This window comes from Amycolatopsis camponoti, from assembly GCF_902497555.1.
GTDB lineage: Bacteria > Actinomycetota > Actinomycetes > Mycobacteriales > Pseudonocardiaceae > Amycolatopsis > Amycolatopsis camponoti.
Genome location: NZ_CABVGP010000002.1, coordinates 3,347,483 through 3,372,019, shown reverse-complemented (window position 1 = coordinate 3,372,019; position 24,537 = coordinate 3,347,483). Strand labels below are relative to the sequence as shown.

The 24,537-nt window shown below is 71.6% G+C and carries 28 protein-coding genes; 18 read left to right on the top strand and 10 right to left on the bottom strand.

Going from position 1 to position 24,537, the window contains the following annotated elements; all coding sequences use genetic code 11:
* The first annotated feature begins 65 nt into the window (after positions 1-65).
* Entirely contained in the window at positions 66-692 is a 627-nt protein-coding gene (locus AA23TX_RS35940) for an SRPBCC family protein (protein ID WP_155547135.1), read from the top strand.
* Positions 692-1,066 (top strand): hypothetical protein, encoded by a 375-nt coding sequence (locus AA23TX_RS35935; protein WP_230862920.1) that lies wholly within the window; start codon positions 692-694, stop codon positions 1,064-1,066. Before AA23TX_RS35940 ends, AA23TX_RS35935 begins: the two co-directional genes overlap by 1 nt.
* On the opposite strand, the gene AA23TX_RS35930 is transcribed toward AA23TX_RS35935, so the two are convergent.
* Together AA23TX_RS35930 and AA23TX_RS35925 are read right to left on the bottom strand one after the other, a co-directional pair.
* Complete coding sequence (locus AA23TX_RS35930; protein ID WP_155547134.1) at positions 1,050-1,346, bottom strand: DUF1540 domain-containing protein; 297 nt, start codon at positions 1,344-1,346, stop codon at positions 1,050-1,052. The two genes, AA23TX_RS35935 and AA23TX_RS35930, sit on opposite strands and share 17 nt — an antisense overlap.
* Before the next feature lie 126 nt (positions 1,347-1,472).
* Positions 1,473-2,312: an LLM class F420-dependent oxidoreductase gene (locus tag AA23TX_RS35925; RefSeq protein ID WP_196425674.1), complete on the bottom strand. Its 840-nt coding sequence runs from the start codon at positions 2,310-2,312 to the stop codon at positions 1,473-1,475.
* Between the two features lie 110 nt (positions 2,313-2,422).
* Here AA23TX_RS35925 and AA23TX_RS35920 point away from each other — a divergent pair, with 110 nt between their 5' ends.
* The 3 genes from AA23TX_RS35920 to AA23TX_RS35910 all read left to right on the top strand — a co-directional run bounded on the left by AA23TX_RS35920 (position 2,423) and on the right by AA23TX_RS35910 (position 4,566).
* Entirely contained in the window at positions 2,423-2,887 is a 465-nt protein-coding gene (locus AA23TX_RS35920) for a hypothetical protein (RefSeq protein ID WP_155547132.1), read from the top strand.
* Between the two features lie 343 nt (positions 2,888-3,230).
* Positions 3,231-4,001, top strand: coding sequence for a choice-of-anchor P family protein (locus AA23TX_RS35915; RefSeq protein ID WP_155547131.1), 771 nt, complete (start codon positions 3,231-3,233; stop codon positions 3,999-4,001).
* A 4-nt stretch (positions 4,002-4,005) separates the two neighbouring features.
* Complete coding sequence (locus tag AA23TX_RS35910) at positions 4,006-4,566, top strand: class F sortase (RefSeq protein WP_155547130.1); 561 nt, start codon at positions 4,006-4,008, stop codon at positions 4,564-4,566.
* A 45-nt stretch (positions 4,567-4,611) separates the two neighbouring features.
* Here AA23TX_RS35910 and AA23TX_RS35905 read toward each other — a convergent pair whose 3' ends face one another.
* The 3 genes from AA23TX_RS35905 to AA23TX_RS35895 are packed head-to-tail and all read right to left on the bottom strand — an operon-like array spanning position 4,612 to position 7,981.
* Positions 4,612-5,358 carry a succinate dehydrogenase/fumarate reductase iron-sulfur subunit gene (locus tag AA23TX_RS35905; protein ID WP_155547129.1) on the bottom strand — a complete coding sequence of 249 codons (747 nt, stop codon included), beginning with the start codon at positions 5,356-5,358 and terminating at the stop codon, positions 4,612-4,614.
* A complete protein-coding gene (locus AA23TX_RS35900; protein ID WP_155547128.1) occupies positions 5,355-7,283 on the bottom strand; it encodes a fumarate reductase/succinate dehydrogenase flavoprotein subunit in 1,929 nt (642 codons plus the stop codon). The genes AA23TX_RS35905 and AA23TX_RS35900 overlap by 4 nt, the downstream gene beginning before the upstream one ends.
* Complete coding sequence (locus AA23TX_RS35895; protein ID WP_439328787.1) at positions 7,283-7,981, bottom strand: succinate dehydrogenase cytochrome b subunit; 699 nt, start codon at positions 7,979-7,981, stop codon at positions 7,283-7,285. Before AA23TX_RS35895 ends, AA23TX_RS35900 begins: the two co-directional genes overlap by 1 nt.
* An 82-nt stretch (positions 7,982-8,063) precedes the next feature.
* Between AA23TX_RS35895 and AA23TX_RS35890 the strand changes: the two genes are divergently transcribed.
* From AA23TX_RS35890 to AA23TX_RS35865, 6 genes are all read left to right on the top strand, one after another.
* The gene (locus AA23TX_RS35890; protein ID WP_155547126.1) at positions 8,064-9,008 is read left to right on the top strand and encodes a LysR family transcriptional regulator; all 945 of its coding nucleotides are present in this window, start codon (positions 8,064-8,066) and stop codon (positions 9,006-9,008) included.
* A gap of 23 nt (positions 9,009-9,031) precedes the next feature.
* Positions 9,032-10,600 (top strand): amidase, encoded by a 1,569-nt coding sequence (locus AA23TX_RS35885; protein WP_155547125.1) that lies wholly within the window; start codon positions 9,032-9,034, stop codon positions 10,598-10,600.
* A 40-nt stretch (positions 10,601-10,640) separates the two neighbouring features.
* The gene (locus AA23TX_RS35880; RefSeq protein WP_155547124.1) at positions 10,641-11,105 is read left to right on the top strand and encodes a MarR family winged helix-turn-helix transcriptional regulator; all 465 of its coding nucleotides are present in this window, start codon (positions 10,641-10,643) and stop codon (positions 11,103-11,105) included.
* A 188-nt stretch (positions 11,106-11,293) separates the two neighbouring features.
* Entirely contained in the window at positions 11,294-12,577 is a 1,284-nt protein-coding gene (eno, locus tag AA23TX_RS35875) for a phosphopyruvate hydratase (RefSeq protein WP_155547123.1), read from the top strand.
* A 37-nt stretch (positions 12,578-12,614) separates the two neighbouring features.
* Positions 12,615-14,063, top strand: a complete 1,449-nt coding sequence (locus tag AA23TX_RS35870) for a phospholipase D-like domain-containing protein (protein WP_155547122.1) — start codon at positions 12,615-12,617, stop codon at positions 14,061-14,063.
* 35 nt (positions 14,064-14,098) lie between these two features.
* The gene (locus tag AA23TX_RS35865) at positions 14,099-14,869 is read left to right on the top strand and encodes an isocitrate lyase/PEP mutase family protein (RefSeq protein ID WP_155547121.1); all 771 of its coding nucleotides are present in this window, start codon (positions 14,099-14,101) and stop codon (positions 14,867-14,869) included.
* Here the strand turns inward: AA23TX_RS35865 and AA23TX_RS35860 are convergent, their stop codons facing one another.
* The 3 genes from AA23TX_RS35860 to AA23TX_RS35850 form a co-directional block, all read right to left on the bottom strand.
* The gene (locus AA23TX_RS35860) at positions 14,870-16,444 is read right to left on the bottom strand and encodes a succinic semialdehyde dehydrogenase (protein ID WP_155547120.1); all 1,575 of its coding nucleotides are present in this window, start codon (positions 16,442-16,444) and stop codon (positions 14,870-14,872) included. It abuts the gene before it with no gap.
* The gene (locus tag AA23TX_RS35855) at positions 16,441-18,069 is read right to left on the bottom strand and encodes a GMC family oxidoreductase (RefSeq protein WP_155547119.1); all 1,629 of its coding nucleotides are present in this window, start codon (positions 18,067-18,069) and stop codon (positions 16,441-16,443) included. Before AA23TX_RS35855 ends, AA23TX_RS35860 begins: the two co-directional genes overlap by 4 nt.
* A gap of 91 nt (positions 18,070-18,160) precedes the next feature.
* On the bottom strand, positions 18,161-18,481 hold the full coding sequence (locus AA23TX_RS35850; protein WP_155547118.1) for a hypothetical protein: 321 nt from the start codon (positions 18,479-18,481) through the stop codon (positions 18,161-18,163).
* A 143-nt stretch (positions 18,482-18,624) separates the two neighbouring features.
* Here AA23TX_RS35850 and AA23TX_RS35845 point away from each other — a divergent pair, with 143 nt between their 5' ends.
* The gene (locus tag AA23TX_RS35845; RefSeq protein ID WP_155547117.1) at positions 18,625-19,299 is read left to right on the top strand and encodes a DUF4190 domain-containing protein; all 675 of its coding nucleotides are present in this window, start codon (positions 18,625-18,627) and stop codon (positions 19,297-19,299) included.
* Positions 19,300-19,586: 287 nt separating this feature from the next.
* On the opposite strand, the gene AA23TX_RS35840 is transcribed toward AA23TX_RS35845, so the two are convergent.
* Positions 19,587-20,195, bottom strand: a complete 609-nt coding sequence (locus AA23TX_RS35840; RefSeq protein ID WP_155547116.1) for a TetR/AcrR family transcriptional regulator — start codon at positions 20,193-20,195, stop codon at positions 19,587-19,589.
* A gap of 59 nt (positions 20,196-20,254) precedes the next feature.
* Between AA23TX_RS35840 and AA23TX_RS35835 the strand changes: the two genes are divergently transcribed.
* A complete protein-coding gene (locus AA23TX_RS35835) occupies positions 20,255-20,692 on the top strand; it encodes an SRPBCC family protein (protein ID WP_155547115.1) in 438 nt (145 codons plus the stop codon).
* Between the two features lie 98 nt (positions 20,693-20,790).
* Here the strand turns inward: AA23TX_RS35835 and mftR are convergent, their stop codons facing one another.
* Positions 20,791-21,432: a mycofactocin system transcriptional regulator MftR gene (mftR, locus tag AA23TX_RS35830; RefSeq protein ID WP_155547114.1), complete on the bottom strand. Its 642-nt coding sequence runs from the start codon at positions 21,430-21,432 to the stop codon at positions 20,791-20,793.
* A 106-nt stretch (positions 21,433-21,538) separates the two neighbouring features.
* Between mftR and mftA the strand changes: the two genes are divergently transcribed.
* From mftA to AA23TX_RS35805, 5 genes are read left to right on the top strand one after another with little or no spacing between them, the layout of a single operon-like run.
* Positions 21,539-21,646 carry a mycofactocin precursor MftA gene (gene mftA, locus AA23TX_RS35825; RefSeq protein WP_155547113.1) on the top strand — a complete coding sequence of 36 codons (108 nt, stop codon included), beginning with the start codon at positions 21,539-21,541 and terminating at the stop codon, positions 21,644-21,646.
* Positions 21,636-21,929, top strand: coding sequence for a mycofactocin biosynthesis chaperone MftB (mftB, locus tag AA23TX_RS35820; RefSeq protein ID WP_155547112.1), 294 nt, complete (start codon positions 21,636-21,638; stop codon positions 21,927-21,929). The genes mftA and mftB overlap by 11 nt, the downstream gene beginning before the upstream one ends.
* Positions 21,929-23,095: a mycofactocin radical SAM maturase gene (gene mftC, locus AA23TX_RS35815; protein ID WP_155547111.1), complete on the top strand. Its 1,167-nt coding sequence runs from the start codon at positions 21,929-21,931 to the stop codon at positions 23,093-23,095. The genes mftB and mftC overlap by 1 nt, the downstream gene beginning before the upstream one ends.
* 2 nt (positions 23,096-23,097) lie before the next feature.
* On the top strand, positions 23,098-23,772 hold the full coding sequence (mftE, locus tag AA23TX_RS35810) for a mycofactocin biosynthesis peptidyl-dipeptidase MftE (protein ID WP_155547110.1): 675 nt from the start codon (positions 23,098-23,100) through the stop codon (positions 23,770-23,772).
* The gene (locus tag AA23TX_RS35805) at positions 23,769-24,530 is read left to right on the top strand and encodes a mycofactocin-coupled SDR family oxidoreductase (protein WP_155547109.1); all 762 of its coding nucleotides are present in this window, start codon (positions 23,769-23,771) and stop codon (positions 24,528-24,530) included. The genes mftE and AA23TX_RS35805 overlap by 4 nt, the downstream gene beginning before the upstream one ends.
* Positions 24,531-24,537 lie beyond the last annotated feature (7 nt).

Below are 24,537 nucleotides of genomic sequence, written 5' to 3'. Positions count from 1 at the left end.
ACTAAGCACAGTCTGGTTATAGCTTCTAACTACAGCAAGAACCACTAACCGACGAGGAGAACCCCATGTTCGCGACCACTCGGCGGCGCTCCGCCCTGCTCGCCGTCCCGCTGGCCGCCGCGGCCCTCTTCGCCGCCGCTCCGGCGAACGCGGCCACTCCGGGCCCGTTGACCTGCCGCGGTCAGGGCATCGACCCCGCCGCCCAGCTCCACCACCGGACCGAGACGTTCGTCAAGGCACCCGTGAGCACCGTCTGGAAGGTGCAGACCGGCGTGGCAGGGTGGCCGGACTGGCAGGCCGCCGTCACCAGCGCGAAGCGGCTGGATCCCGGCCCCTTGCATCCCGGCTCGCGGTTCCGCTGGACGACGCCCGCTCCGGCGACGCCCTCCTCCCCCGCCACCACGCTCGTGATCACGTCCACCGTCCGGCAGGTCCAGCCCGAACGGTGCATCCGCTGGACGGGCCCGGCGACCGGCGACGGCCTGCGCATCGACCGGGGCGTCCACGTCTGGACGTTCACGCCGGCCCGCGGCGGCGTCGTCGTCCGCACGGAGGAGAGCTGGACGGGTGCGCAGATCGAAGCCGACCCCGCCACGGCCATCCGGTACCTCGCGCCCGGCCTCGACCGCTGGCTGGCCGACCTCAAGACCGCCGCCGAGGCCCGCACCCAGCGTCGCCGGGGAGAGCAGTGATGTCCGCACCCACCCGCCCGTCGAAGGCCGTGCTCGTCGCGGCGTGGGCGTTCCCGATCTTCGTTCTCGGCCAGTTCGCCCTGATCGCCGGTATCCCGGTCGCGATCGTGGTGGCCCGCACCCTGCGGTCGCGCGCGGCCCGCTGGTGGAGCGGCCTGATGGCGGCGGCCTACGTCGTGCCGCTCGCGGTCTGGCTCCTCGGGCCGAGCACGGCGCCGAGCCTGTCGAAGTCCCTGAGTCCCTGGGCCACCGGAGTGATCACGGCGGCCGGCGTCGTGGCCGCCGGCGGGCTGCACCTCGTCCGGCGGCGCGCCGCGGCGCCGGTCGGGGATCGACCGGCGCCGGGGGCGCGGAGCGCTACTTCTCGAAGGTGAGGCAGTTGGCGGAGTGCGCGCCCGCGCCCGGCCCGACCCGGACGCTCGAGGCCGTGCACTCCAGCGACGAGTTGTGCCTACAGTCCGCTCGCGAGCACGCGCCCACCTGGGCCACGACGCGGTCGAGGCCGCCCTTCGTGTTCAACGGGACGAAGGTGCCGCAGTCGGCGGACCCGTTGTCGCCGCCGACGGTGATGGCGAACGCGTGGCAGCCGTCGTGGTTGTAGGAACACCCGCTGACGGTGCATTCGTGGACGGCGGGCATCTCGGTGGTGGTCATGCGCGACTCCTGGTTCCGTGGTGGGAAATCAGTGCGGTTTCCCGACGCTCCCACCGGTCGCGGAGCCGCGCAATTCGCGGCAACTCGCCCGGGTGATCCACTCCGCACGCCCGGGTGAGGTTCGCGTCAGCGCAACGGTTCCAGGGCCTTTGCCAGCGGCTCCAGCACGGCCGGGGTGTGCGGCGGCGGCAGGTACACGATCGCGAGGTCGAGACCCGCTTCGCCGAGCGCTTCGGCTTCGGCCGCCACCTTGGCGTAGTCGCCGTCCGGGTCGAGGCGGACGTGCGAGGACAGCGTGATCCCGGCCGGGTCGCGGCCGATGTCCGCGCAGTGGCGGTGCAGCACGTCGCGCTTGTGGGCGAACTCCTCGGGCGTGCCGCCGACGAAGTTCCAGTGCTGGGCGTACTTCGCGGCCGTGCGCAGGGTGCGCTTCTCACCGCTGCCGCCGATGCAGATCGGCGGGTGCGGCTTCTGCACGCCCTTGGGTTCGCACCGGGCGTCGGTCAGCTGGTAGTGCTCGCCCTGGAACGTCGTCTTCTCCTGGGTCAGCAGGCCGACGAGCACCTCGCAGCCCTCCTCGAAGCGGTCGCTGCGCTCCTTGACCGAGCCGAGCCGCATGCCGTACGCGCCGGACTCCTCTTCGTTCCAGCCGGCGCCGATGCCGATTTCGAGGCGGCCGCCCGAAACGATGTCGAGGGTCGCGGCCATGTTCGCGAGCAGCGCCGGGTGGCGGTAGTGCATCCCGCTGACCAGCGTGCCCAGCCGCAGCCGCTTGGTGGCCTGCGCGAGCGCGGTGAGCGTGACCCAGCCTTCGAGGCACGGCCCGGTCGAATCGGAGAAGATGGGATAGAAGTGGTCGAAGGTCCAGCCGGACTCGAACAGCTCGATCTCGTCGGCGGCCTGCCACACGGCGAGCATGTCCGCCCACTCGGTGTTCTGGGGCGAGGTCTTGATGGCGAATCGCATGGTCGTGATCGTAAACCTGGAGTTCCTCCAGGACGGTCGTCGCTCGATCCGGTGAAGCGGCTCATCGCCGCGGCGTCCCCGGGTACCCCTCGCGGAAAGAGGAGGACACGATGCCCGACAACGAACTCCCGGGGTTCCTGATCATCGGCTTGATCTTCGTGGTGGCCGACGGCCAGATCCTGTACCGCGGCGGCCGCCGCTACCTGAGCGGCGGCACCGGCGGCGGAGCGACCGGCGCGATGGCGCGGATGGTGGTGACGGTCTTCCATCTGGTCGCGTTCGGCGTGCTGGCGTTGCTTTCGGTGGTGGGCCCGGGCTGGTCGGGCTCGACGGCCGCGCTCGTCGGCCGGCTGGGCGTGTTCCTGTTGCTGCTGGCGCTGGTGCACGGGGCGACGCTGGCGGTGCTGGGCCACCGGCGGCAGGACACGATCGTGGAGACGAGCTTCCAGGAGCGGGACGCCGACCGGCCGCCCGCCGGGATCGAGCAGACGACGGTCACCCCGGTTTCGGGACAGGGTGGCCCGTCTCCGCAGGTGAGCCCGGACCTCGGGAACCACGGCCCGTACCGGGTCTGAGCCACGGCAAACGCCCGTGGTGGTCACATCACGCTGAGTGTTCGCTGCCGCCCATCCAGGTAATCACTCGTCCGTGTGCGATTCTGCGGTGAACCCCCTCGAATGCCGCAACGGGCATTACTCCGCGTCCGTGGATTGTGAAAATCCGAAGCTTCAGATGACCGCTTCGTGTCGTTACCGAATCCGAAGATCACGTATCGCGCACCACCGGCATCCCCGTCACCACAAGGAATCCTTGCCCCGCGTAGCGATTTTGATAGCGTGGCCGGGCTTTCCCTCGCCGCCGGGTCACGTCCCGCCGCGGTGTCTCCCCGTTTTCCGTTCCGGCGAAAGGACTTTCTTCATGCGCACGACCCTGCTCCGAGCCGGGAGCCTGGCCGGGGTGACCGTCGCCGTGCTCGCCGGCGCCACCGGTGTCGCCACCGCCGACGACGCCGTCACCGGGTCCGCTTTCGGCGCGTCGGCGGGCGTTTCCCTGCTGCCCGGCGTCCTCACCGGCGGCAAGGGGATCACCGTCGACACCGGGCAGCTGGCCAAGTCGAGCAGCGCCGGGCCCGCCGAAGCGAGCGTCGCCGACGCCCCGCTCAAGGGGCTCGTCACCGCGAAGGCCATCAGCAGCTCAGTCGTCGACGGCGCCGGGTCCGTGGCCGCGAAGGCGAGCGTCGCCGAGGTGACGCTGCCGCTGCTCGCCGCGGCCGCCGGGCGCGTGCCGTCGATCCGGCTGATCAGCGCCCGCTGCGCGTCGGCCGACGGGCACGTCACCGGCAGCAGCGACCTGGCCGGCGTCAACCTCGGCCGGCTCGGCACGCTGCCCGCCGCCACTTCGCCGAACCAGAAGCTCGGCATCCCCGGCGTCGCCGAGGTGACCGTCAACGAGCAGATCCAGCGCTACGACGGCAGCCTCGAAGTCACGGCCCTGCACGTCAAGCTGCTCGGCGGCAAGGCCACCGGCGCCCTCGGCAGCGGCGACGTCAAGCTCGCCTCCGTCACCTGCGGACCGTCGAAGGAGCGCGCGCCCGAAGCGCCGCCGAAGCCGACCGGGCCGGGCCAGGTCGTCGTCGTTCCCGCCGGTGCCCCGCAGACCGGCGACGGCAGCCTCGCCGTCGAGGGCTGAGGCGATGCTGCGCCGCGCCCTCCTCGCCATCGTCTCCGCGCTGCTGCTCGCCGGCTGCGGAGCGGCGGCGACCCCCGCCGCCCCACCGCCGGCCCCGGCCGCCGCCGGCGTGACCCGGTCCCTGCCGACCGCGCTCGACGTCCCCGCGATCGACGCGAAGTCGACGCTGGTGTCGCTCGGCCTCAACCCCGACCGCACCGTCGAGGTGCCGCCGGTCGACCAGCCGCTGCAGGCCGGCTGGTACGAGTACGGCCCGACGCCCGGCGAGGTCGGGCCCGCGGTGATCCTCGGCCACATCGACGGCGACCACCGCAAGGGCATCTTCTGGCGGCTGCACGAGCTGAAGCCGGGCGACCCCGTGCACGTCGACCGCGCCGACGGCGGGAAGCTGACGTTCGAGGTGACGAAGGTCGACCAGATCGCGAAGAAGTCGTTCCCGACGGAAGCGGTGTACGGCAACACTTCCGAGCCCGAGCTGCGCCTGATCACCTGCGGTGGCAAGTACGACGCGGCGAACCGGAACTACCTCGACAACGTGATCGTGTACGCCAAGCTCAAGCGCTGAGCCGAACCGTCACGCTCGACCGCTGAACCCAGGATGGCGAGCCGCTCAGCCACGGCCCGAGCGGCTCGCCTTCCGGAACTCCCGGTTGAGGTTCGCGATGCTCGCGAACGGGATCCCCTTCGGGCACGAAGCCACGCACTCACCGGTGTTCGTGCACCCGCCGAACCCCTCCGCGTCCATCGTGTCCACCATGTCGAGCACGCGCCGGGCGCGTTCCGGCTGCCCCTGCGGCAGCAGCGACAGATGCGTCACCTTCGCGGCGGTGAACAGCGTCGCCGAGCCGTTGGGGCACGCCGCCACGCAGGCGCCGCAGCCGATGCACGTCGCGTTGTCGAACGCCAGGTCCGCGTCCGGCTTGGGCACCGGGGTCGCGTGGGCGTCCGGGGCGCTGCCGGTCGGGGCGCTGACGTACCCGCCGGCCTGGACGATCCGGTCCAGCGCCGACCGGTCGACCACCAGGTCCTTGATCACCGGGAACCCCTTGGCACGCCACGGTTCGACGTCGACCACCTCACCGTCGGCGAAGGAGCGCAGGTGCAGCTGGCAGGACGTCGTGCGCTCGGGACCGTGCGCCTGCCCGTTGATCACGACGCCGCACGAGCCGCAGATGCCCTCGCGGCAGTCGTGGTCGAAGGCCACCGGCTCGTCGCCGTTCGCGATCAGCTCCTGGTTGAGCACGTCGAGCAGCTCGAGGAAGGACATGTCCGGGCTGAGGTCGTCGACCGGGTAGGACACCAGCCTGCCCTCGGTGGCCGGGCCGGCCTGCCGCCAGACGCGGACGGTGAGTTTCATGTGTAGCTCCGCTGGGTCGGGTGCACGTGCTCGAAGGTGAGGTCTTCGCGGTGCAGCACGGGCTTCTCGCCGTACTCCCACGCGGCGACGTAGGAGAACCCCTCGTCGTCGCGTCGCGCCTCGCCGCCGTCGGTCTGGTGTTCTTCACGGAAGTGGCCGCCGCAGGACTCTTCCCGCGCGAGCGCGTCGATCAGCAGCAGCTCGGCCAGCTCCAGGAAGTCCGCCACCCGGTTCGCCTTCTCCAGCTCCTGGTTCAGCTCCCCCGCGTCGCCGGGGATGCGGACGTCCCGCCAGAACTCCGCGCGCAGTCCCGGGATCCGGTCCAGGGCCTTGCGCAGGCCCTCGCGGCTGCGGGACATCCCGCAGTGGTCCCACATCAGCAGGCCCAGCTCGCGGTGGAACGAATCGACCGACCGCGTGCCACCGACGCCGAGCAAGCGTGAGATCCGTTCGCGCACTTCGGTTTCCACCCGGGTGACTTCTTCGTGTCGCGGGGACACGGAGTCCAGGCGGGTGCCGCCGAGGTAGTCGTTGAGGGTCGTCGGGAGCACGAAGTAGCCGTCGGCCAGGCCCTGCATCAACGCCGACGCGCCGAGCCGGTTGGCGCCGTGGTCGGAGAAGTTGGCCTCGCCGATGACGAACAGCCCGGGGATGGTGCTCTGCAGGTCGTAGTCCACCCACAGCCCGCCCATCGTGTAGTGGATGGCCGGGTAGATCCGCATCGGTGTGCGGTAGGGGTCCTCCGCCGTGATGCGCTGGTACATGTCGAAGAGGTTGCCGTAGCGGGCTTCGATCGCCGGGCGGCCCATGCGCGCGATCGCGTCGGCGAAGTCCAGGTAGACGCCCAGGCCGCCGGGCCCGACGCCGAGGCCCGCGTCGCACACGTTCTTCGCCGCCCGCGAGGCGATGTCCCGGGGGACCAGGTTGCCGAAGCTCGGGTAGAGCCGCTCGAGGTAGTAGTCGCGCTCGTCCTCGGGGATCTCCCCCGGCGGCCGCGTGTCGCCCTGGCGCTTCGGCACCCAGATCCGGCCGTCGTTGCGCAGCGACTCGCTCATCAGCGTCAGCTTCGACTGGTGCTCCCCCGACCGCGGGATGCACGTCGGGTGGATCTGCGTGAAGCACGGGTTCGCGAAGTACGCGCCGCGCTTGTGCGCCCGCCAGATCGCCGTCGCGTTGGAGCCCTTGGCGTTGGTGGAGAGGTAGAAGACGTTGCCGTAGCCGCCGCTCGCGAGGACGACGGCGTCGGCGAGGTGCGTCTCGATCTCCCCGGTCACCAGGTCCCGCGCGACGATGCCGCGCGCCCGGCCGTCGACGACGACCAGGTCGAGCATCTCCGTCCGCGGGTGCAGCTCGACGTTCCCGGCGTCGATCTGCCGCGACAACGCCTGGTAGGCGCCGATCAGCAGCTGCTGGCCCGTCTGGCCGCGGGCGTAGAACGTCCGCTGCACCTGCACGCCGCCGAACGAGCGCGTGTCGAGCAGGCCGCCGTACTCCCGCGCGAACGGCACGCCCTGGGCCACCGCCTGGTCGATGATCTGGGCCGACACCTGCGCGAGCCGGTACACATTGGACTCCCGCGAGCGGAAGTCGCCGCCCTTCACCGTGTCGTAGAACAGGCGGTACACGGAGTCGCCGTCGTTGCGGTAGTTCTTGGCCGCGTTGATCCCGCCCTGCGCCGCGACCGAGTGCGCCCGCCGGGGCGAGTCCTGGAAGCAGAACTGCACCACGTGGTAACCCTGCTCGGCCAGCGTCGCCCCCGCGGACCCGCCGGCCAGCCCGGTGCCCACCACGATCACGCGGTGCTTGCGCCGGTTCGCCGGGTTCACCAGCTTCGCGGCGAACTTCCGCTCGTCCCAGCGGTTTTCCAGCGGAACCCCGGGAGCCTTGGTGTCGGCGATCGGGTCGCCGGTCAGGTAGTCCGTCATCAATCCACCAGTCCCGTCATGATCGCGACCGGGACGAGCGCGTAGCCGCCCGCGATCACGACCGCCGTCGTGCTGCCGAGGATCTTGATCGCCCGTTCCCGCCGCGCGCTGGTGACACCCAGCGTGCGCGCGGCGCTGGCGAAGCCGTGGTGGATGTGCAGGCCGAGCATCGCGAGCGCGACTAGGTAGATCACGTTGACCCACCAGACCTGGAAGTCCGCGACGAGGTTGTGGTACGGGTCACCGGGCACGAAGTCCCGGTTCACGGTGCCCACGGTGAAGTCGAGGATGTGCCAGACGACGAACACCGCGAGCGTCGCACCGCCCCAGCGCATCGTGCGCACCGCGAAGGTCGCGCGCACCGGCCGCCGGTGGACGTAGCGCACCGGCCGCGCCCGCAGGTCGCGCCGGACCAGCTGCACCGCCGCCGTGACGTGCAGGACGAGCGCGATCAGCAGCACGACGCGCTGGATCCAGAGGAACCACGCGTAGTGCAGGACCGGCTCGCCGATCGTCCGCAGCCAGTGCGCGTAGTGGTTGAGGTCGTCGGCGCCGAGGAACGTCTTGAGGTTGCCGACCATGTGCGCGAACACGAACGCGAGCAGCAGGCCGCCGCTCACCGCCATGACGATCTTCTTGCCGATCGTCGAGTCCCAGAACCGGCGGACGTTCGATCGGCGCTCGAGGTCAGTTACCACCCGATCGACGGTAAGAGCGGATTCATCAGAGGTCAAAGACATGATAGCTCTACATTCGATAGCCACCAGCTATCGTGGGTTCATGCAGCTGCACCAGCTCGCCTACTTCGTGGCCGTCGCGGAGCACCGGCACTTCACCCGCGCGGCCGAAGAGATGCGGGTCGCGCAACCCTCGCTGTCCCAGCAGATCCGCACGCTCGAACACGACCTCGGCGCGCCGCTGTTCCACCGGATCCGCGGCAACGTCTCGCTCACCGAGGCCGGCGAGGTGCTGCTGCCGATCGCGCGGCGGATCCTGGCGGAGACCGAGTCCGCGCGGCTCGCGATCCGGGAACTCGACGAGCTGGACCGCGGCCGGGTGCGCCTCGGCGCGCCGCCCAGCCTGTGCACCGGCCTGCTGCCCGCGATGCTCTCGGCGTTCCGCCGCCGGTACCCCGGCATCCAGCTGGAGCTGCACGAAAGCGGGTCGGGCGATCTCCGGCAGCGGCTCGCCGAAGGCGCGCTGGACCTGGCTCTGCTGGCCGGTGCGCGGATGTCCGGTGACCCCCACCTGGCGGCGACGCCCCTGCTGCTGGAGGAACTGGTGGTGATCTCCCCCGCGGACGCGCCGGTGCGGCACAGCCGCCTCGACGTCCGGGACCTCGCGGACGTCCCGCTGGTGATGTTCCGCCGCGGCTACGACGTCCGGGAAGCGACGGTCAACGCCTGCCGCGCGGCCGGGTTCGAGCCGTCGTTCGCGATAGAGGGCGGCGAGATGGACGCCGTGCTGGAGCTGGTGCGCGCCGGCGTCGGGTCGGCCGTCGTGCCGAGCACCGTGGCCGGCGAGCGGTTCGTGATGACGCGGTTCGCGCCGGAAGCGGGCATGACGCGGATCGTGCAGCTGGCCTACCGCAAGGAGGTCGAGCCCACCCGGGCCGTGCGCGCGCTGCGCACCGCGATCGTCGGGTTCGTGGCCGACCGCGCGAGCCTCCCGCCCGGCATCGAGTCCCTTGTGGACAGAGGAGGCGCCCGACCAACGGAGGGTTGACCGCGGGGGCGTTCCGGAGTGGCATGGACGCCGTGAATCGTCTGCGCTCGGCCGCCGTGCTCGTCGTCCTCGCCGGTTCCCTCCTGGCCCCGGTTCCCGCCGCCGCCGCGACCGGCCTCGGCTTCGACCTCGACGCCGCGACCATCCCCGAACTCCAGCAGCGGATGGACCACGGTGGTCTCACCGCCGTCCGGCTGACCACGGCCTACCTGCACCGCATCGACAGCGTCGACGGCAAGGTCCGCTCGGTCGTCGCCGTCGACCCGGGCGCGCTCCGGGCCGCCGCCGCCAGCGACGCCCGGCGCCGCGCGCACCGGACGCTCGGGCAGCTCGACGGGATCCCGGTGCTGCTCAAGGACAACATCGACACCCGCGCCCAGCCGGCGACCGCGGGTTCACGGGCCCTGCCGCGCAGCCGCCCGGCCGCCGACGCGGCGCTGGTGAACCGGCTCCAGCGCGGCGGCGCCGTCATCCTCGGCAAGACGAACCTCTCCGAGTGGGCCAACTTCCGGTCGACGCATTCGACGTCGGGCTGGTCCGGGATCGGCGGCCAGACGAACAACCCGTACGTGCTCGACCGCAACCCGTGCGGCTCGTCGTCGGGCTCCGGCGCCGCCGTCGCGGCCACGCTCGCCCAGGTCGCGATCGGCACCGAGACCGACGGCTCGATCGTCTGCCCGGCCGGTGCGAACGACGTCGTCGGCGAGAAGCCGACGCTCGGGCTGGTCAGCCGGACCGGCGTCGTGCCGATCTCCGCCGAGCAGGACACGGCCGGGCCGATGGCGCGCCACGTCGTCGACGCCGCCGTCACGCTGTCCGTGCTGCAGGGCCGCGACCCGGCCGACCCCGCGACGGCGGCGATCCCCGCCGGGCAGCCGCGCGACTACGCGGCCCTCCTGAACCCCGGTGCCCTGCGCGGGGCCCGGATCGGCGTCTGGCGGCTGGCCGGCCTGGACGCCGACGTCGACCGGGTGGTCGGGGACGCCGTCCGGACGCTGACCGCGCGCGGGGCCACGGTCGTCGACGTCGACCTGCCTTACCAGGACCGGATCGGCGCCGCCGAGACGCCGGCGCTGCTGACCGAGTTCAAGCGCGACCTCGACGCCTACCTCACGCACCGGCCCGGCCACCCCGCCACGCTCGACGAGCTGATCGCGTTCAACCGGCGCGACCCGGTGGAGCTGTCGAAGTTCGGCCAGGAGCTGTTCGAGCAGGCGGCGGCCGCGCCGGCCCCGACCGACCCGACGTACCGGCAGCAGCGCGCGACGGCCACGTCGCTGGCGCAGCGGTCGATCGACGAGACGCTCGCGCGCCTGCACCTGGACGCGATCGTCGCGCCGACCAACAGCCCGGCGTGGAAGACGGACTACGCCGCGGGCGACGCGTTCGTCCTCGGCTCGTCGACGCCGGCGGCCGTCGCGGGCTACCCGAACGTGTCGGTCCCGGCCGGGTTCGCGGGCCCGCTGCCGATCGGCGTGTCGTTCTTCGCGGGCCGCTGGTCCGACGCCCGGGTCCTCGCCTTCGCGGCGGCGTTCGAGCGGGCCGCCCCGGCGCGCCGGGCCCCGGCCTTCCTTCCCACGCTCGGCTCCTGACGATCGTTAAGGTGGGGGCCGACGGTGAGGAGGACAGCCGATGGTCACCCGCGCGGAACGCAACGCGACGGACCCCGACCTGGGTGTCCTTTCGGGACGCCTCCTGTTCGCGGTGCAGCGGGAACTGTTCACGACGCTGGCTTCCCAAGGGTTCGACGACCTGAAGCACCGGCACGGCGCCGTGCTCGCCTACCTGGACCCCGGCGGTGTCCGGGCGACCGAGCTGTCCCGGCTTTCGGGGCAGTACAAGCAGATCATCGGGACGCTGATCGACGAGCTGGAGGCACTGGGCTACGTCGAGCGGCGGCCGGACCCGAGTGACCGCCGCGCGAAGCTGATCTGCCCCACCGCGCGCGGCCTCGCCCAGATGAGCGCGGCGGACGCGATCATGGCCGCCATCCAGCGCCGCCACGCGGACCGCCTGGGCCAGGAGACCTACGAGCGGTTCAAGCGCACGCTGACCGACATCACCGAGCACCAGCGCAGCCAGACCGCCGACGACTGAGTCCCGGCGTGATGCCCCGCCAAGCACACGTGATGCCCGTCCAGTCACCCGTGATGCCCCGCCAAGCACGCGATGCGCGCACGTGAATTGGCCCTTATCGATTCAGAAGCTCTCTGCTAGCCTGCGTCGCGGACCCGCGCACGGCAGCGCCGCCGGCGCCCCTGGGGAAACTTCTTCGAGGAGCTGAAATGACGGCAATCGCCCGTGTTCATGGTCGTGAGGTCCTCGACAGCCGGGGCAACCCGACCGTCGAGGTCGACGTCGTGCTGGCGGACGGCTCGCTGGGCCGGGCCGCCGTCCCGTCGGGCGCCTCCACCGGCACGCGCGAGGCGGTCGAACTCCGTGACGGCGACCAGGCGCGCTACCACGGCAAGGGCGTCCGCAAGGCCGTCACCGCGGTCAACACCGAACTCGCCGACGCCGTCATCGGGCTGAACGCCGAAGCGCAGTCCGAGGTCGACGCCGCCCTGATCGCCGCGGACGGAACGCCGAACAAGGCCCGCGTCGGCGCCAACGCCACGCTCGGGATCTCCCTGGCCGTCGCGAAGGCCGCCGCGGCGGCGAACACGCTGCCGCTGTACCGCTACGTCGGCGGCGTCTTCGCCCACCAGCTGCCGATGCCGATGATGAACATCGTCAACGGCGGCGCGCACGCCGACAACCCGATCGACTTCCAGGAGTTCATGATCGGCCCGGTCGGCGCCGAGACCTTCGCCGAGGCCGTCCGGATGGGCTCGGAGGTCTTCCACACCCTGCGCGCGTCGCTGAAGAAGGCCGGGCACGGGACCAACGTCGGCGACGAAGGCGGCTTCGCGCCCAACCTCGCCTCCGCCGACGAAGCGCTCGAGTTCGTCGTGCGCGCGATCGAGGAGAGCGGCTACACCCCGGGCGAGGACATCGCGCTGCTGCTCGACCCGGCCGCGTCGGAGTTCTACGACAACGGCGTCTACGACTACCGCGGCGAGGGCCGCAAGCGCAGCGTCGAGGAGCACGTCGCCTACCTCGCCGACCTGACCACGCGCTTCCCGATCGTCTCCATCGAGGACGGCCTCGCGCAGGACGACTACGACGGCTGGAAGCAGCTCACCGACGGCATCGGCGACCGCGTGCAGCTCGTCGGCGACGACGTCTTCTGCACCAACGTCAAGCTGCTGCAGGACGGGATCGACCGCGGCATCGGGAACTCGATCCTGATCAAGGTCAACCAGATCGGCACGCTCACCGAGACGCTGCTGACCGTCGACACCGCGCACAAGGCGGGCTACTCGGCCGTCATGTCGCACCGCTCCGGCGAGACCGAGGACACCACGATCGCCGACCTCGCCGTCGCCACCGGCTGCGGCCAGATCAAGACGGGTTCGCTGTCCCGCTCCGACCGCACGGCCAAGTACAACCAGCTCATCCGCATCGAGGAGGAGCTGGGCGCCGAAGCGCGCTACGCCGGCCGCGCCACCCTTCGCGGCAGCCGCTGATCGGCGGACCGGGCCGATCTGTAGTGCCATAGGACGCGTGAAGTCTTTCCACGCTTTCCTGGACAAGGTGGACGAACGGCTCGGTGACGGGCTCGAGCACGTCCTGTGCGCTCACCACCAGCGAAGACTCCGGTCGCTGGGCTGGGGCGACGTGCTCGAGCCGGGTGGTGACCGCTTCGGCGGCCGGGCGCCCGTCCGCGACGGCAACCGCGTCGAGGTGCTGATCGACGGCGAGGAGACGCTGCCGGCGATCGAAGACGCCATCCGGAACGCCAAGTCCCATGTGCACATCGCCAACTGGCACGCGAGCGCCGACTTCCGGCTGACGCGCGAGCCCGGCGCCCTCACCCTGCGGGAGCTGCTGGCCGAGACCGCCGAGCGCGGCGTCGAGGTCCGGGTGCTGATGTGGGCCGGGCCGCCGGTGCCTGCGTTCCAGCCGACGCGCGGCCTCGCCCAGCGCGAGCAGCTGAAGTTCACCGACGGCTCGGCCGTGCGCTGTGTGCTTGACTCCCGCGAGCGGACCATGCACTGCCACCACGAGAAGCTCGTGATCGTCGACGACGCGGTCGCGTTCGTCGGCGGCGTCGACTTCACCGCGCTGGAGGGCGACCGCCACGACAGCCCGGACCACCCGCCGCGGCCCATCGGCTGGCACGACCTGGCGTCCCGGCTCGAAGGGCCGGTCGTCGCCGACGTCGCGGACCACTTCCGGCGGCGCTGGACGGAGGTCGCGGACGAGGACCTGCCGGCGCCGAAGGTGCCGGGGCCGGCCGGCGGCACCCGCGTTCAGCTGCTGCGCACGGTGCCGAACTCGACGTACGACTTCGCGCCGAAGGGCGAGTTCACGATCCTCGACGGCTACCTGCGGGCCCTGCGCTCGGCTCGCCGGCTCGTCTACCTGGAGAACCAGTTCCTCTGGTCGCCCGAGATCGCCGAGGTGCTCCTCGACAAGCTGAGCAATCCCCCGGACGACCGCTTCCGCATGGTCCTGCTGCTGCCGCGCAAGCCGAGCAACGGCGCCGACACCACCCGCGGCCAGCTGGGCCGCCTCCTCGACGCCGACGGCGGTCACGGCCGGCTGCTCGCGACGACGATCAGCGCGCACGACGGGGACGCCTCCTCCCCCGTCTACGTCCACGCGAAGCTCGGCATCGTCGACGACGAGTGGCTGACCGTCGGGTCGGCGAACCTCAACGAGCACTCGCTGTTCAACGACACCGAGGTCAACATCGCGACCGACGACGCCCAGCTGGCCCGCACGACGCGGCTGCGCCTGTGGGCCGAGCACCTCGGCCGGGACGTGACCGAGGTGGACGGCGACCCGGCCGACGTCGTCGACCGGCTCTGGCGGCCCCTGGCCGAGGAGCAGTTGGAGCGGGAGAACCGGGGCGAACCCCGCACCCACCGGCTCGTGCTGCTCCCCGGCGTCTCCCGGCGATCGGGCCGGCTGCAGGGACCACTGCGTGGACTCCTGGTCGACGGCTGAAGCGAAGATCGCCGGCTCGCCCTAGATTGGGCGGCATGACTTCCACCGCCGAGAAGGCCACCCGGCTGCAGGAGCTGCACGCCGCGCCCGAGCTGCTGCTCGTCGTCAACGTCTGGGACGCGATCACCGCCAAGGTCGTCGCCGAGACGCCCGGCACGCAGGCCCTCGCCACCCCCAGCCACGGCATCGCCGCCTCGCGCGGCTACCCGGACGGGGAGAAGATCCCGCGTGACGAGATGATCGCCGAGGTCGCGCTGATCGTGCGGACGGCGGGCGACCTGCCCGTCACCGCCGACCTCGAAGCCGGCTACGGCGACCCCGGCGGCACCATCGCCCGGGCCATCGACGTCGGCGCGGTCGGCGCCAACCTCGAAGACCAGATGAAGCCGCTGGGTGAGGCCGTGAAGGCGGTCGAAGCGGCCGTCGAGGCCGCGCGGAAGGCGGGCGTCGACTTCGTGCTCAACGCCCGCACCGACGCCTTCATCAAGACCGACCCCGCGACCGCGCTGACCGAGGCGATCACCCGCGGCCGCGCCTACCTCGACGCGGGCGCGTCCAACTTCTTCGTGCCCGGCAAGCTCGACGAGGCCCAGGTCGCGCGGCTCGTCGAGGAACTGGGCGAGCGCAAGGTCAACCTCATCGGCATCCCCGGCTCGATCCCGCTGAAGCGCGCGCAGGAGCTCGGCGTCTCCCGCGTGTCCTACGGCCCGTGGAGCCAGAACGTCGCCCTGACCGCGCTGGCCAAGCTCGCCGAAGACGTCTACGCGGGCGGCGGCCTGCCCGCCGACACCCGGAAGCTCAACTGATCAGCGGATCCGCAACCGCCGCATGAGCTTCAGCCCGGACAGCATGCTTTCGACGTACTTCTCGTAGCCCTGTCCGGGCCGCGGGCCCATGACCTGCTTCTTCAGCACGGCCAGGTTCTGGCCGTCGGTGTACTTGAGCAGGCCCTGGTCGCCGTGGCGGGCGCCGACCCCGGAACTCTTCACCCCTCCGGACGGCGTCCCCTTGGCGGCGAACGCCGTGGCGAGGGTGTCGTTGATGTTGACGTTGCCGGACTCCAGGCGGGCCGCGACCGCCCGCGCGGCACCGATGTCCCGGCTCCAGACCGAGGCGTTGAGGCCGTAGTCGGTGTCGTTGGCCAGCTCGACGGCTTCGTCGACCGTGCGGTACTTGTGCAGCGCGATCACCGGCCCGAACGTTTCGGTGACCCCGCAGGCCATGTCCGTCGTGACACCTTCGAGGATCGTCGGCTCGAAGAACGCCGGCCCGAGGTCGGGGCGCGCCTTGCCGCCGCAGAGCACGGTCGCGCCCTTCGCGACCGCGTCGTCGACGTGCTCCTTGACGCGGCGCAGGTGGTCGGGCGAGACGAGCGAGCCCATGTCGGGCCCGAAGTCGTAGGCGGCCCGGACGTCCAGCGCGGCCGTGGCCGCGACGAAGGCGTCCTTGAACTCGTCGTAGCGCGACTCCGGCAGGTAGATCCGCTCGATGTGCATGCAGATCTGGCCGGTGTTGCCGAACGCGCCGAAGATCGCGCCCGGCACGGCTTCGGCGAGGTCGGCGTCGTCGAGGACGATCATCGGGTTCTTGCCGCCGAGCTCCAGGCAGCAGCCGATGAGGTTGCGCCCGGCCCGCTCGCCGATCACGCGTCCGGTGGCCGTGGAGCCGGTGAACATCACGTAGTCGGCCTGGTCGATGAGCGTCGGGCCGACGTCGGGGCCCTCGCCGCAGACGACCTGGAACAGACCCTCCGGCAGGCCGGCCTCCTCCAGCATCCGGATGCCGTAGAGCGGGGAGAGCGCCGTCTTGTTGTCCGGCTTGAGGACCACGGCGTTGCCGGCCATCAGCGCCGGGACCGCGTCGGAAATGCCGGTGGCGAACGGGAAGTTCCACGGCGCGATGATGCCGACGACCCCCTTGGGCTGCCGGACCTCGGTCGACGACGTCAGCATCGGCACCGGGCCACCGCGCTTGACCGGCGCCAGCAGCTTGGCGGCCCGCCGCAGGTAGTGGCTCATCACCATGGCCGGGTCGCAGGTCTCTTCGATCGCCATCCGCCGGTTCTTGCCGCTCTCGACCTGGATGAGGTCGGCGACGGCCCGCGCGCGGTCGACGAAGAGCGCGTGTGCCCGCTTGAACACCGCCAGGCGCTGCTTGAGCGGCGTCGCCGCCCACTTCCGTTGCGCCTCACGGGCGACGGCGAACGCCGACTCGATGTCGGCCGGGGTCGACTGCGGCAGCTCGACGAGCACCTCTCCGGTGTAGACCTCGGTGAGCTTCCAGGTCTCCCCCGACGATCCCGGCACGCGGGCGACCAGCTGCGCCAGGAACGCGTCGGTCACCGACGCCGGACGGGTGAGGTGCAGCGGAGTCACGGTCACGATCCGCTCCCGAGGACGAGCCGGGCGCCCAGTTCGCCGATCATGATGGCGGGCGCGTTGGTGTTGCCGCCGGTGATCGACGGCATGATCGAGGCGTCGCAGACCCGCAGGCCCTCGACACCGCGCACCTTGAGGTCGGGACCGACGACGGCGAGCTCGTCGACGCCCATCCGGCAGGTGCCGACGCCGTGGTAGACCGACGTCGCGCGGTTGAGGATCGCGTCGCGCAGCTCCTGGCCGCGCAGGTTCGTGCCCGGGTGGATCTCTTCCTTGACAGCGCCCTTGAACGCCTTCGACGCGAAGATCTCGCGGACCATCTCCGAGCCCTCGGCGAGCACCTCCAGGTCGGCGGGCTCGGAGAGGTACTGGAAGTCGATCAGCGGCGCGGCCGTGGGATCGGCCGAGGCGAGCCGCAGCGTGCCGCGGCTCTTCGGGTAGATCAGCGTCGACAGCACGGTGAGCGCCGGGCGCTTGTCGACGTCGTGCCGGATCGGCGCGTCCTGGTTGGGCGAGACGTACGCCCACGGCAGGAGGTGCAGCTGGAGGTCGGGGGTGGCTTCGGCCTGCGAGGTCTTCAGGAACGCGACCGCCTCGAAGACCGAGTTGGCCAGGAACGTGGTGCCGGGCCGCAGCAGTTCGCGGGCCAGGCCGCGCGCGAAGTACGGCGCGGAGCCCTTGTTCTTGCTGGAGGACACGTGGAACGTCAGCGCGTGGAACATGTGGTCGTGCATGTTGTCCCCGACCGGGAGGTCGGCGAGGACGTCGATGCCGTGTTCCTTCAGGTGCTCGGCGTGGCCGATCCCGGACAGCATGAGCAGCTGCGCGGAGCCGACGAACCCGGCCGAGAGGATGACCTCCTTGCCCGCCCGGATCGTGCGGTGCCGGCCGCCGTCGACGACCTCGACCCCGACGGCGCGGCCGTTCCCGAAGAGGATTTTCTTGGCCAGCACGCCGGTCTGGAGTTCCAGCGTCGGCGGGGCGAGATGGTGGAGGTAGCCGCGCGAGGCGCTGTAGCGCAAGCCTTCGGCGGCGTTCTGCTGCATCCGGCTGACGCCTTCTTGGGACTCGGCGTTGTAGTCGTCGAGGATCTTGCAGCCGAGCGCGTCGGACGTCGCGTCGATGAACTGCAGCGAGCCTTCCTGGGGGTTCTTGGCGCGGGTGACCCGGATCGGGCCGCCGGCGCCGCGGAAGGCGTTCTCGCCGTCCTCGAAGTCCTCCATGCGCTTGTACGCCGCGTTGACGCTGTCGGCGTCCCAGCCGGTGTTGCCCTCGGCGGCCCAGGAGTCGAAGTTGGCGTGGTTGCCGCGGACGTAGACCATGCCGTTGATGGAGCTGGAGCCGCCGACGACCTTGCCGCGCGGCACCGGCATGCGGCGATCGAGAACGTGTTTCTGCGGGACGCCGTAGAAACCCCAGTCGTTGAGGGCCTTGAGCTGGGGCACCGCGTGCATCGGGCCGACCAGCCCGGGCTTCTTGACGAGCAGCTGCTCGTCGCTCTTGCCCGCCTCCAGGACGATCACGCTGGCCCCGGACTGCGCCAGCCGGCCCGCGATCGCCGCCCCCGAGCTCCCCGACCCGACGACGACGTAGTCGGCTTCGTCGCCGCGCGGCGCCTTCTTCGCCATGTCCGCTCCTCGGTCCGGCCCGCCACAAACTGTAACCTGTTCTAGTTTGCTCACGGTATAGCTAGGCCGCCTCGGAGCGCAACGGGTACGCCTACGTCGCGTCCCTGGCCTTCTCGATCTCCGCGACCAGCTTGCGCACCCGGCCCGCGTCCAGGCTCCCGTAACAGAACGTGTTCATGTCCACCCGGTCGCCGCCACTCGCCGGATTCTCGACGACTTCGTCGGAGGCGCCTTCGACGGTGAACGTCAGCTTTCCGGGACGGGAGAACCCGGGCGCGGAGTTGCTGATGCTCTTGATCTTCTTGACGTCGAAGGTGTGCTTGCGATCGGTGCCGAAGAAGCCGTCCTTGACGGCCGCGCTGATGGTGACTTCCGTGCCGCTGAACCGGATCGAGCGCCGCCTGGCATGCATGCTTCCTCCCCGCGAAGCCGGAGGGAAAACTGTAAGCAGTCACCCCATCGAGCGACAAGCGGCCAGGTGTGACATCGCGTCACGATCCGCCACTATGCTCAGGCCGGGCGTCCGTTCGGCGGCGTCCGGCCGAGGGGGGATCGATGTCCGAGCAGTACCCGGGTGGTGCCACGCCGCCCAACCCGCCGCAGTGGATGCAGGTGGCCCCGGCGCCGCCCGGCCCACGAGGGCGCAACACGTTCGCGGTCGCGTCGCTGATCCTGGGGATCCTCGGCGTGTGCGGGTTCTCGCTGGTGCTCGGGCTGATCTTCGGCATCGTCGCGCTGGTGCAGATCGGGCGGACCAACCAGGCCGGCCGCGGCATGGCCATCGCCGGGATAGTGATCAGCCTGCTGTGGGTGGGCGCGCTGACGATCGGCGTGATTGTCCTGGTGAACCGCGCCGAGCTGCTGGGGACGACTCCCACGATCGTCGGCCTCAAGCCCGGCGAGTGCTACACGGCACCGCCGGCGTACAGCCTCGACGCGACGAAGGTGGCGTGCACGGTGCCGCACGACGGCGAGGCGTTCGCGACGGTGCCGTTGAAGGGGTACTTCGAGGGCGAGTACCCGGGCGAGGACATGCTGGAGGCCCAGGCGAAGGCGGGTTGCGACGCCCAGCGGGCGGCGGTGTTCGGGCCGGGTTACGTGCCGCCGGTCGAAGCTTCGGTGGGGGTCTTCTATCCGGACAGCAAGGCTTGGCTGGCCGGGAAGTCCGCGGCGGTGTGCACGTTCCAGGTGACGTCGGAGCGGCAGTTGACGGGGCCGCTCCCCCACTGAGGTCGGGGGTTTCGGGCCTCCTGCCGGGATGCGCTCGGCGTGGGCAGGCGGGTCTCGGCTGCCCGGCGGGCCGCCCGCGGCGGGCCCGAACGCGCGGCGCACCGAGCTTGGCGACCGGATACGCCCGGCGCGAGCAAGCGAAGCTGTCCGGCCGCCCGAGCGAAGCTGTCCGGCCCACGGGTCGGCTCGCGTCACGCACCGGCCGATCGCGGTCAGAGTCCTCGGCGCAGTGCCTCCGCCGCCCGAGCGAAGCTGTCCGGCCGCCGGATCGCACCGGCTGATCGCGGTCAGAGTCCTCGGCGCAGTGCGTCCGCCGCTCGGGCCAGGTCCGCCCGGACCTCGCGAGCCGCGCGGGCCGCGCCCTTCGGCAGGTGTCGCTGGAGGCTCAGCGCGTAGACGTTCCACAACCCCGTCACCGCCGCCGCCGTGATGCGGACCACCGGGTCGTCGGGCGTGGTGCCGGCTCGGGTGGCCAGCGCCTGCACCGCGGCCTCCGTCAGCCGGTCGCGGGCCGCTCGGTGGTGGGCCACCAGGGCCGGGGTCGTCCGGACCAGCTCGCCGAACCGGCGGATCTCCTCCCACCCGTGCCGCCGCGCCGACGCCACCAGGAAGTCCAGCTCCTCGCCGAGCACCTCGAGCGCCGCGTCCAGCGGCTCCGCCTCCGCGAGCCGCGCGCCCAGCGCGTCCACGTGGGTGTCCCAGCGGTCGGCCAGCAGCTCTTCCTTGCTGCCGAAGTGGTTGAACACCGTCTTTTCCGTGACCCCGCACGCGCGCGCGACGTCCGCGACGCGGACCGCGTCGAACCCGCGCTCCAGGAACATCACGGTCGCCGTGTCGGACAGCTGCTGCCGCAGTTCGCGCTTCCGCCGCTCTCGCAGCGTCTCGGGTTTCAGCACCAGGACATCGTACAGCAGGAGTACTGTTTACAGTGACTGTAGAGAATGGAGTGACTGAAATGAGCGAGTTCGAGATCGTCCGCGACTACCCGCAGCCCCGCGCCCGGGTCTGGCGCGCCCTCACCGACCCGGCCCTGGTCCCGCGGTGGACGTCGACCGGCCGCGGCGGCCGTCCCGAAGGCTTCGCGACCGAAGTCGGCACGAAATTCCGGTTCGTCGGAAAGCCGGTCCCCGGCTGGGACGGCATCGTCCGCTGCGAGATCCTCGCGGCCGACGCACCCGGGCTCCTGAGCTTCAGCTGGCGCAACCAGGAAACCGACCCACCCAGCACCGTGACGTACCACCTGACCGAATCCGGAACCGGCACCCGCCTCACCTACCGCCACACGGGATTCCGCGGTGCCGGCGGATTCGTGATGTCCCGGCTGCTGCACCGCGTCCGCCGGCGGATGCTCACCGAAGGCCTCCCCGGCGTCCTCGCCGAAACAGACTGGTAGCGGCCGCGCGGCCGGCGCGCGGTACCGGGACACGCGGTCGTCGACGATGACGGCCACCGTGCCCGGGACCGGTGCCACCACACCAGGCTCGCGCCGCGTCAGCCCGCCACCGGGTCCGGTTCCCTCCCCAGCACGTCGTCGGTGAGCCCGGCCGCGAGGGCTCGCAGCGCCGCGTCCAGGTACACCGTCAAGTCGGCGTCGGCGCGCGCGGACCAGCGGTCGTACGCCGCGCGGCAGGCCGCCAGTACCGCGCGCCCCACCACCAGCGGGTAGAGCGAGTCCTCCGGCTGCCCGGACCGGCGGGCGACGAACGCGCTCACCGCGCGCTCCCACGCGTCGTAGTGGACCGCCGCGCTCGCGGCCAGGTCCGGCACCGTGCTCAACAGCGTCATCCGGCGGCGCAGCTCCGGCACGTCGTCCGCGCGGTAGTGGTTGGCCTCCAGCACCGCGCGGCGGACCGCGTCGAACACCGGCAGCTCCGCCGGCGTCTCCGCCAGCAGGGAGCGGATCGTCTCGACCTCGGTGTCGAACTCGTTCCAGAGCACGTCCGCCTTGGCGTCGTAGTAGCGGAAGAACGTCCGCCTGCTGACGCCGGCCGCCGCGGCGATCTGGTCGACCGTCGTCTCGTGGAAGCCCTGCTCGCCGAACAAGCGCAGCGCGGCGACCTCGAGCTCCCGGGCGCTGGTGCCCGGCGGGCGGCCCCGGCGGGTCGCGGGGCGGGCGAGCGTGTCATCGGTCATCCGGGTGCCGTTTCGTCGAGGGCCTTGATTATTGACACTGGGTGACACTACTCTCCCTCCTATTCGTCACTCAGTGCCGAAAATCATCGCTGCCGAAGGAGTCAGGATGACCGAGAACCCCACCACCACCGAACCCGCCGAGACCGACGAGGTCCTCACGGAGGAACTCCTGGTCGAAGAGGTCTCGATCGACGGCATGTGCGGTGTCTACTGAGGACTCGCCGGCGGGTTTCGACCTGGACGGCGCGTGGCGCCTCGACGACCGGGTCTCGATCCGGCCCGAGCGGTTCGGCGCCCTGCTGTACCACTTCGGCACCCGCCGGCTGTCCTTCCTGAAGAGCCCGGCGCTCCTGGACGTCGTCCGCGGCCTCGCCCGGCACCCGGACGCGCGGGCGGCCTGCGCCGAGGCCGGCGTCGCCGCCGGGGAGCTGCCGAAGTACCGCGCGGCGCTGGCCGCCCTCGCCGCGTCGCACATGATCCAGCCGAGGAGTCTCTGATGTCCCTTGTGGACGAGTTCCAGTACGGGCTCGACGCGCCCATCTGCCTCACCTGGGAACTGACCTACGCCTGCAACCTTTCCTGCGTGCACTGCCTTTCCTCCTCCGGAAGGCGCGACCCGCGCGAACTGTCCACCGCGGAGTGCAAGGCGCTGATCGACGAGTTCGAGCGCATGCAGGTCTTCTACGTCAACATCGGCGGCGGCGAGCCGACCGTCCGCCCGGACTTCTGGGAACTGGTCGACTACGCGACCGCGCACCACGTCGGCGTCAAGTTCTCCACCAACGGCGTCAAGATCACGCCCGAGGTGGCCCGCCGGCTGGCCGCCAGTGACTACGTCGACGTCCAGATCTCCCTCGACGGCGCCACCGCCGAGGTCAACGACCACGTCCGCGGCCCCGGGTCCTACGACACCGCGATCCGCGCGATGCGGAACCTGGCCGACGCCGGCTTCGAGAACTTCAAGATCTCCGTGGTGATGACCCGCCACAACGTCGGCCAGCTCGACGAGTTCAAGGCCCTCGCCGACCGCCACCGGGCCCAGCTGCGCATCACGCGGCTGCGCCCGTCCGGCCGCGGCGCCGACACCTGGGGCGAGCTGCACCCGACCGCCGCCCAGCAGCGGCAGCTCTACGACTGGCTCGTGGCGAGCGGCGAGAACGTCCTCACCGGCGACTCGTTCTTCCACCTCGCGGGCTACGGCGAAGGCGACCTGCCGGGGCTGAACCTGTGCGGCGCCGGGCGGGTCGTGTGCCTGGTCGACCCGGTCGGCGACGTCTACGCGTGCCCGTTCGCCATCCACGACACCTTTCTCGCCGGCAACACCCGTTCCGAGGGCGGTTTCACCCGCGTGTGGCGGGAATCCGAGCTGTTCACGTCGTTGCGTTCGCCGCAGAGCGGCGGGGCGTGCGAGTCGTGCTCGGCGTTCGACGCCTGCCGCGGCGGCTGCATGGCGGCCAAGTTCTTCACCGGCCTGCCGCTCGACGGGCCCGACCCGGAGTGCGTGCGCGGCCACGGCGAGCCGGCGCTCGCGGGCGTCACCAGCGTCCCGAAGCCGTCGCTCGACCACTCCCACCGGCGGCGCCCGGTCCCGGTCACCATCGGGATGCGCCGTCCGCCGGAACGGGCCTGCGACGAGAGCCCGCTCGCGGGATTCCGGAGCTGACCGTGCGGCTCGCGGACCTGGCCTGGCCGGACGTCGCCTCGCGGGCGGCGTCCGGCGCGATCCTGGCGGTGCCGGTGGGCGCGACCGAGCAGCACGGCCCGCACCTGCCGCTGTCGACGGACACCGACATCGCGCTCGCGCTGTGCGACCGGCTGTCGGAGAAGCGCCCGGACGTCCTGGTGGCGCCCGCCGTGGCGTTCGGGTCCAGCGGTGAGCACGCCGGGTTCGCCGGCACGCTCTCGATCGGGCAGGAAGCGACCGAACTGCTGCTGCTGGAGCTGGGCCGGTCCGCGGCGGAGACGTTCGGACGGCTGCTGTTCGTCTCCGCACACGGCGGCAACGCGGCGCCGGTCGCCCGGGCCGTCGCCCGGCTGCGGGCGGAGTCGCGGGACGTCGAGGTGTTCCAGCCGCGCTGGGACGGCGATCCGCACGCCGGGCGCCCGGAAACCGCGCTGCAGCTGGCTTTGCGGCCGTCGTCCGTGCGGATGGACCAAGCGGTGGCGGGCGATCGGCGTCCCCTCGGGGAGGTGCTGCCGCTGCTGCGGGAGGGCGGGGTGCGCGCGGTGAGCCGGACCGGGGTGCTCGGCGACCCGACCGCCGCGACGTCCGAGCAAGGACAGGCGTTGCTGGGCTCCTTCGTCACGCAGTTGGTGTCCCATGTGGACGGTTGGCGATGAGGACCGCCCTCGTCACCGGAGCGGCCCGCGGGATCGGAGCCGCGACCGTCCGGCACCTGACGCGCGAGGGGTACGCGGTGCTGGCGGTCGACATCGCCGCCGACGACCCCGCGCTGCCGTATGCGCTGGGGTCGCCGGCAGAACTGGCCGCGGTCTCCTCGGAGACGTTCGTCGCCGACGTCCGGGATCCCTCGGCGCTGGCCGCGGCGGTGGCCGAAGCCGAACGACGGTGGGGAGGACTCGACGTCGCCATCGCGGCCGCCGGAGTGATCGCCGGCGGCGTGCCTTTGTGGGAGATGCCACCGGAGCAGGAGGACGCGGTGCTGGAGGTGAACCTGCGCGGGGTGGTCAACCTGGCCCGGGCGGCGATCCCGGCGTTGCTGCGCCGTCCGGAGCCGAGATCGGGACGATTCCTGGCAGTCGCCTCCGCGGCGGCGACGAGCGGGTTGCCGATGCTCGCGGCGTACTGCGCGGCGAAGGCGGGGGTGGCGGGCCTGATCCGAGCGCTGGGTGTCGAGCTGGGCGGCACGGGGGTGACGGCCAACGCGGTCAGCCCTGGTTCGACGGACACGCCGATCCTCGCCGAGAGCGCCCGGCTGTACGGCCTGCCGGGGGCGAGGGAGTTCGCCGCACAGCAGCCGGTGGGCCGGTTGCTGGAGCCGGCGGAGATCGCTCGGGTCCTGGCGTTTCTCGCGGCACCGGAGAGCGGCGCGACGACCGGCGCGGTGGTGCCGGTGGACGGAGGGCTGGCCCTGTGACCCCCTT

Bases quoted from the DNA above. Each gene is read 5' to 3' on its own strand.
- AA23TX_RS35940 (WP_155547135.1), top strand. From the start codon at position 66: ATGTTCGCGACCACTCGGCGGCGCTCCGCCCTGCTCGCCGTCCCGCTG.
- AA23TX_RS35935 (WP_230862920.1), top strand. From the start codon at position 692: ATGTCCGCACCCACCCGCCCGTCGAAGGCCGTGCTCGTCGCGGCGTGG.
- AA23TX_RS35930 (WP_155547134.1), bottom strand. From the start codon at position 1,346: ATGACCACCACCGAGATGCCCGCCGTCCACGAATGCACCGTCAGCGGG.
- AA23TX_RS35925 (WP_196425674.1), bottom strand. From the start codon at position 2,312: ATGCGATTCGCCATCAAGACCTCGCCCCAGAACACCGAGTGGGCGGAC.
- AA23TX_RS35920 (WP_155547132.1), top strand. From the start codon at position 2,423: ATGCCCGACAACGAACTCCCGGGGTTCCTGATCATCGGCTTGATCTTC.
- AA23TX_RS35915 (WP_155547131.1), top strand. From the start codon at position 3,231: ATGCGCACGACCCTGCTCCGAGCCGGGAGCCTGGCCGGGGTGACCGTC.
- AA23TX_RS35910 (WP_155547130.1), top strand. From the start codon at position 4,006: ATGCTGCGCCGCGCCCTCCTCGCCATCGTCTCCGCGCTGCTGCTCGCC.
- AA23TX_RS35905 (WP_155547129.1), bottom strand. From the start codon at position 5,358: ATGAAACTCACCGTCCGCGTCTGGCGGCAGGCCGGCCCGGCCACCGAG.
- AA23TX_RS35900 (WP_155547128.1), bottom strand. From the start codon at position 7,283: ATGACGGACTACCTGACCGGCGACCCGATCGCCGACACCAAGGCTCCC.
- AA23TX_RS35890 (WP_155547126.1), top strand. From the start codon at position 8,064: ATGCAGCTGCACCAGCTCGCCTACTTCGTGGCCGTCGCGGAGCACCGG.
- AA23TX_RS35885 (WP_155547125.1), top strand. From the start codon at position 9,032: ATGGACGCCGTGAATCGTCTGCGCTCGGCCGCCGTGCTCGTCGTCCTC.
- AA23TX_RS35880 (WP_155547124.1), top strand. From the start codon at position 10,641: ATGGTCACCCGCGCGGAACGCAACGCGACGGACCCCGACCTGGGTGTC.
- eno (WP_155547123.1), top strand. From the start codon at position 11,294: ATGACGGCAATCGCCCGTGTTCATGGTCGTGAGGTCCTCGACAGCCGG.
- AA23TX_RS35865 (WP_155547121.1), top strand. From the start codon at position 14,099: ATGACTTCCACCGCCGAGAAGGCCACCCGGCTGCAGGAGCTGCACGCC.
- AA23TX_RS35855 (WP_155547119.1), bottom strand. From the start codon at position 18,069: ATGGCGAAGAAGGCGCCGCGCGGCGACGAAGCCGACTACGTCGTCGTC.
- AA23TX_RS35850 (WP_155547118.1), bottom strand. From the start codon at position 18,481: ATGCATGCCAGGCGGCGCTCGATCCGGTTCAGCGGCACGGAAGTCACC.
- AA23TX_RS35845 (WP_155547117.1), top strand. From the start codon at position 18,625: ATGTCCGAGCAGTACCCGGGTGGTGCCACGCCGCCCAACCCGCCGCAG.
- AA23TX_RS35835 (WP_155547115.1), top strand. From the start codon at position 20,255: ATGAGCGAGTTCGAGATCGTCCGCGACTACCCGCAGCCCCGCGCCCGG.
- mftR (WP_155547114.1), bottom strand. From the start codon at position 21,432: ATGACCGATGACACGCTCGCCCGCCCCGCGACCCGCCGGGGCCGCCCG.
- mftA (WP_155547113.1), top strand. From the start codon at position 21,539: ATGACCGAGAACCCCACCACCACCGAACCCGCCGAGACCGACGAGGTC.
- mftC (WP_155547111.1), top strand. From the start codon at position 21,929: ATGTCCCTTGTGGACGAGTTCCAGTACGGGCTCGACGCGCCCATCTGC.
- AA23TX_RS35805 (WP_155547109.1), top strand. From the start codon at position 23,769: ATGAGGACCGCCCTCGTCACCGGAGCGGCCCGCGGGATCGGAGCCGCG.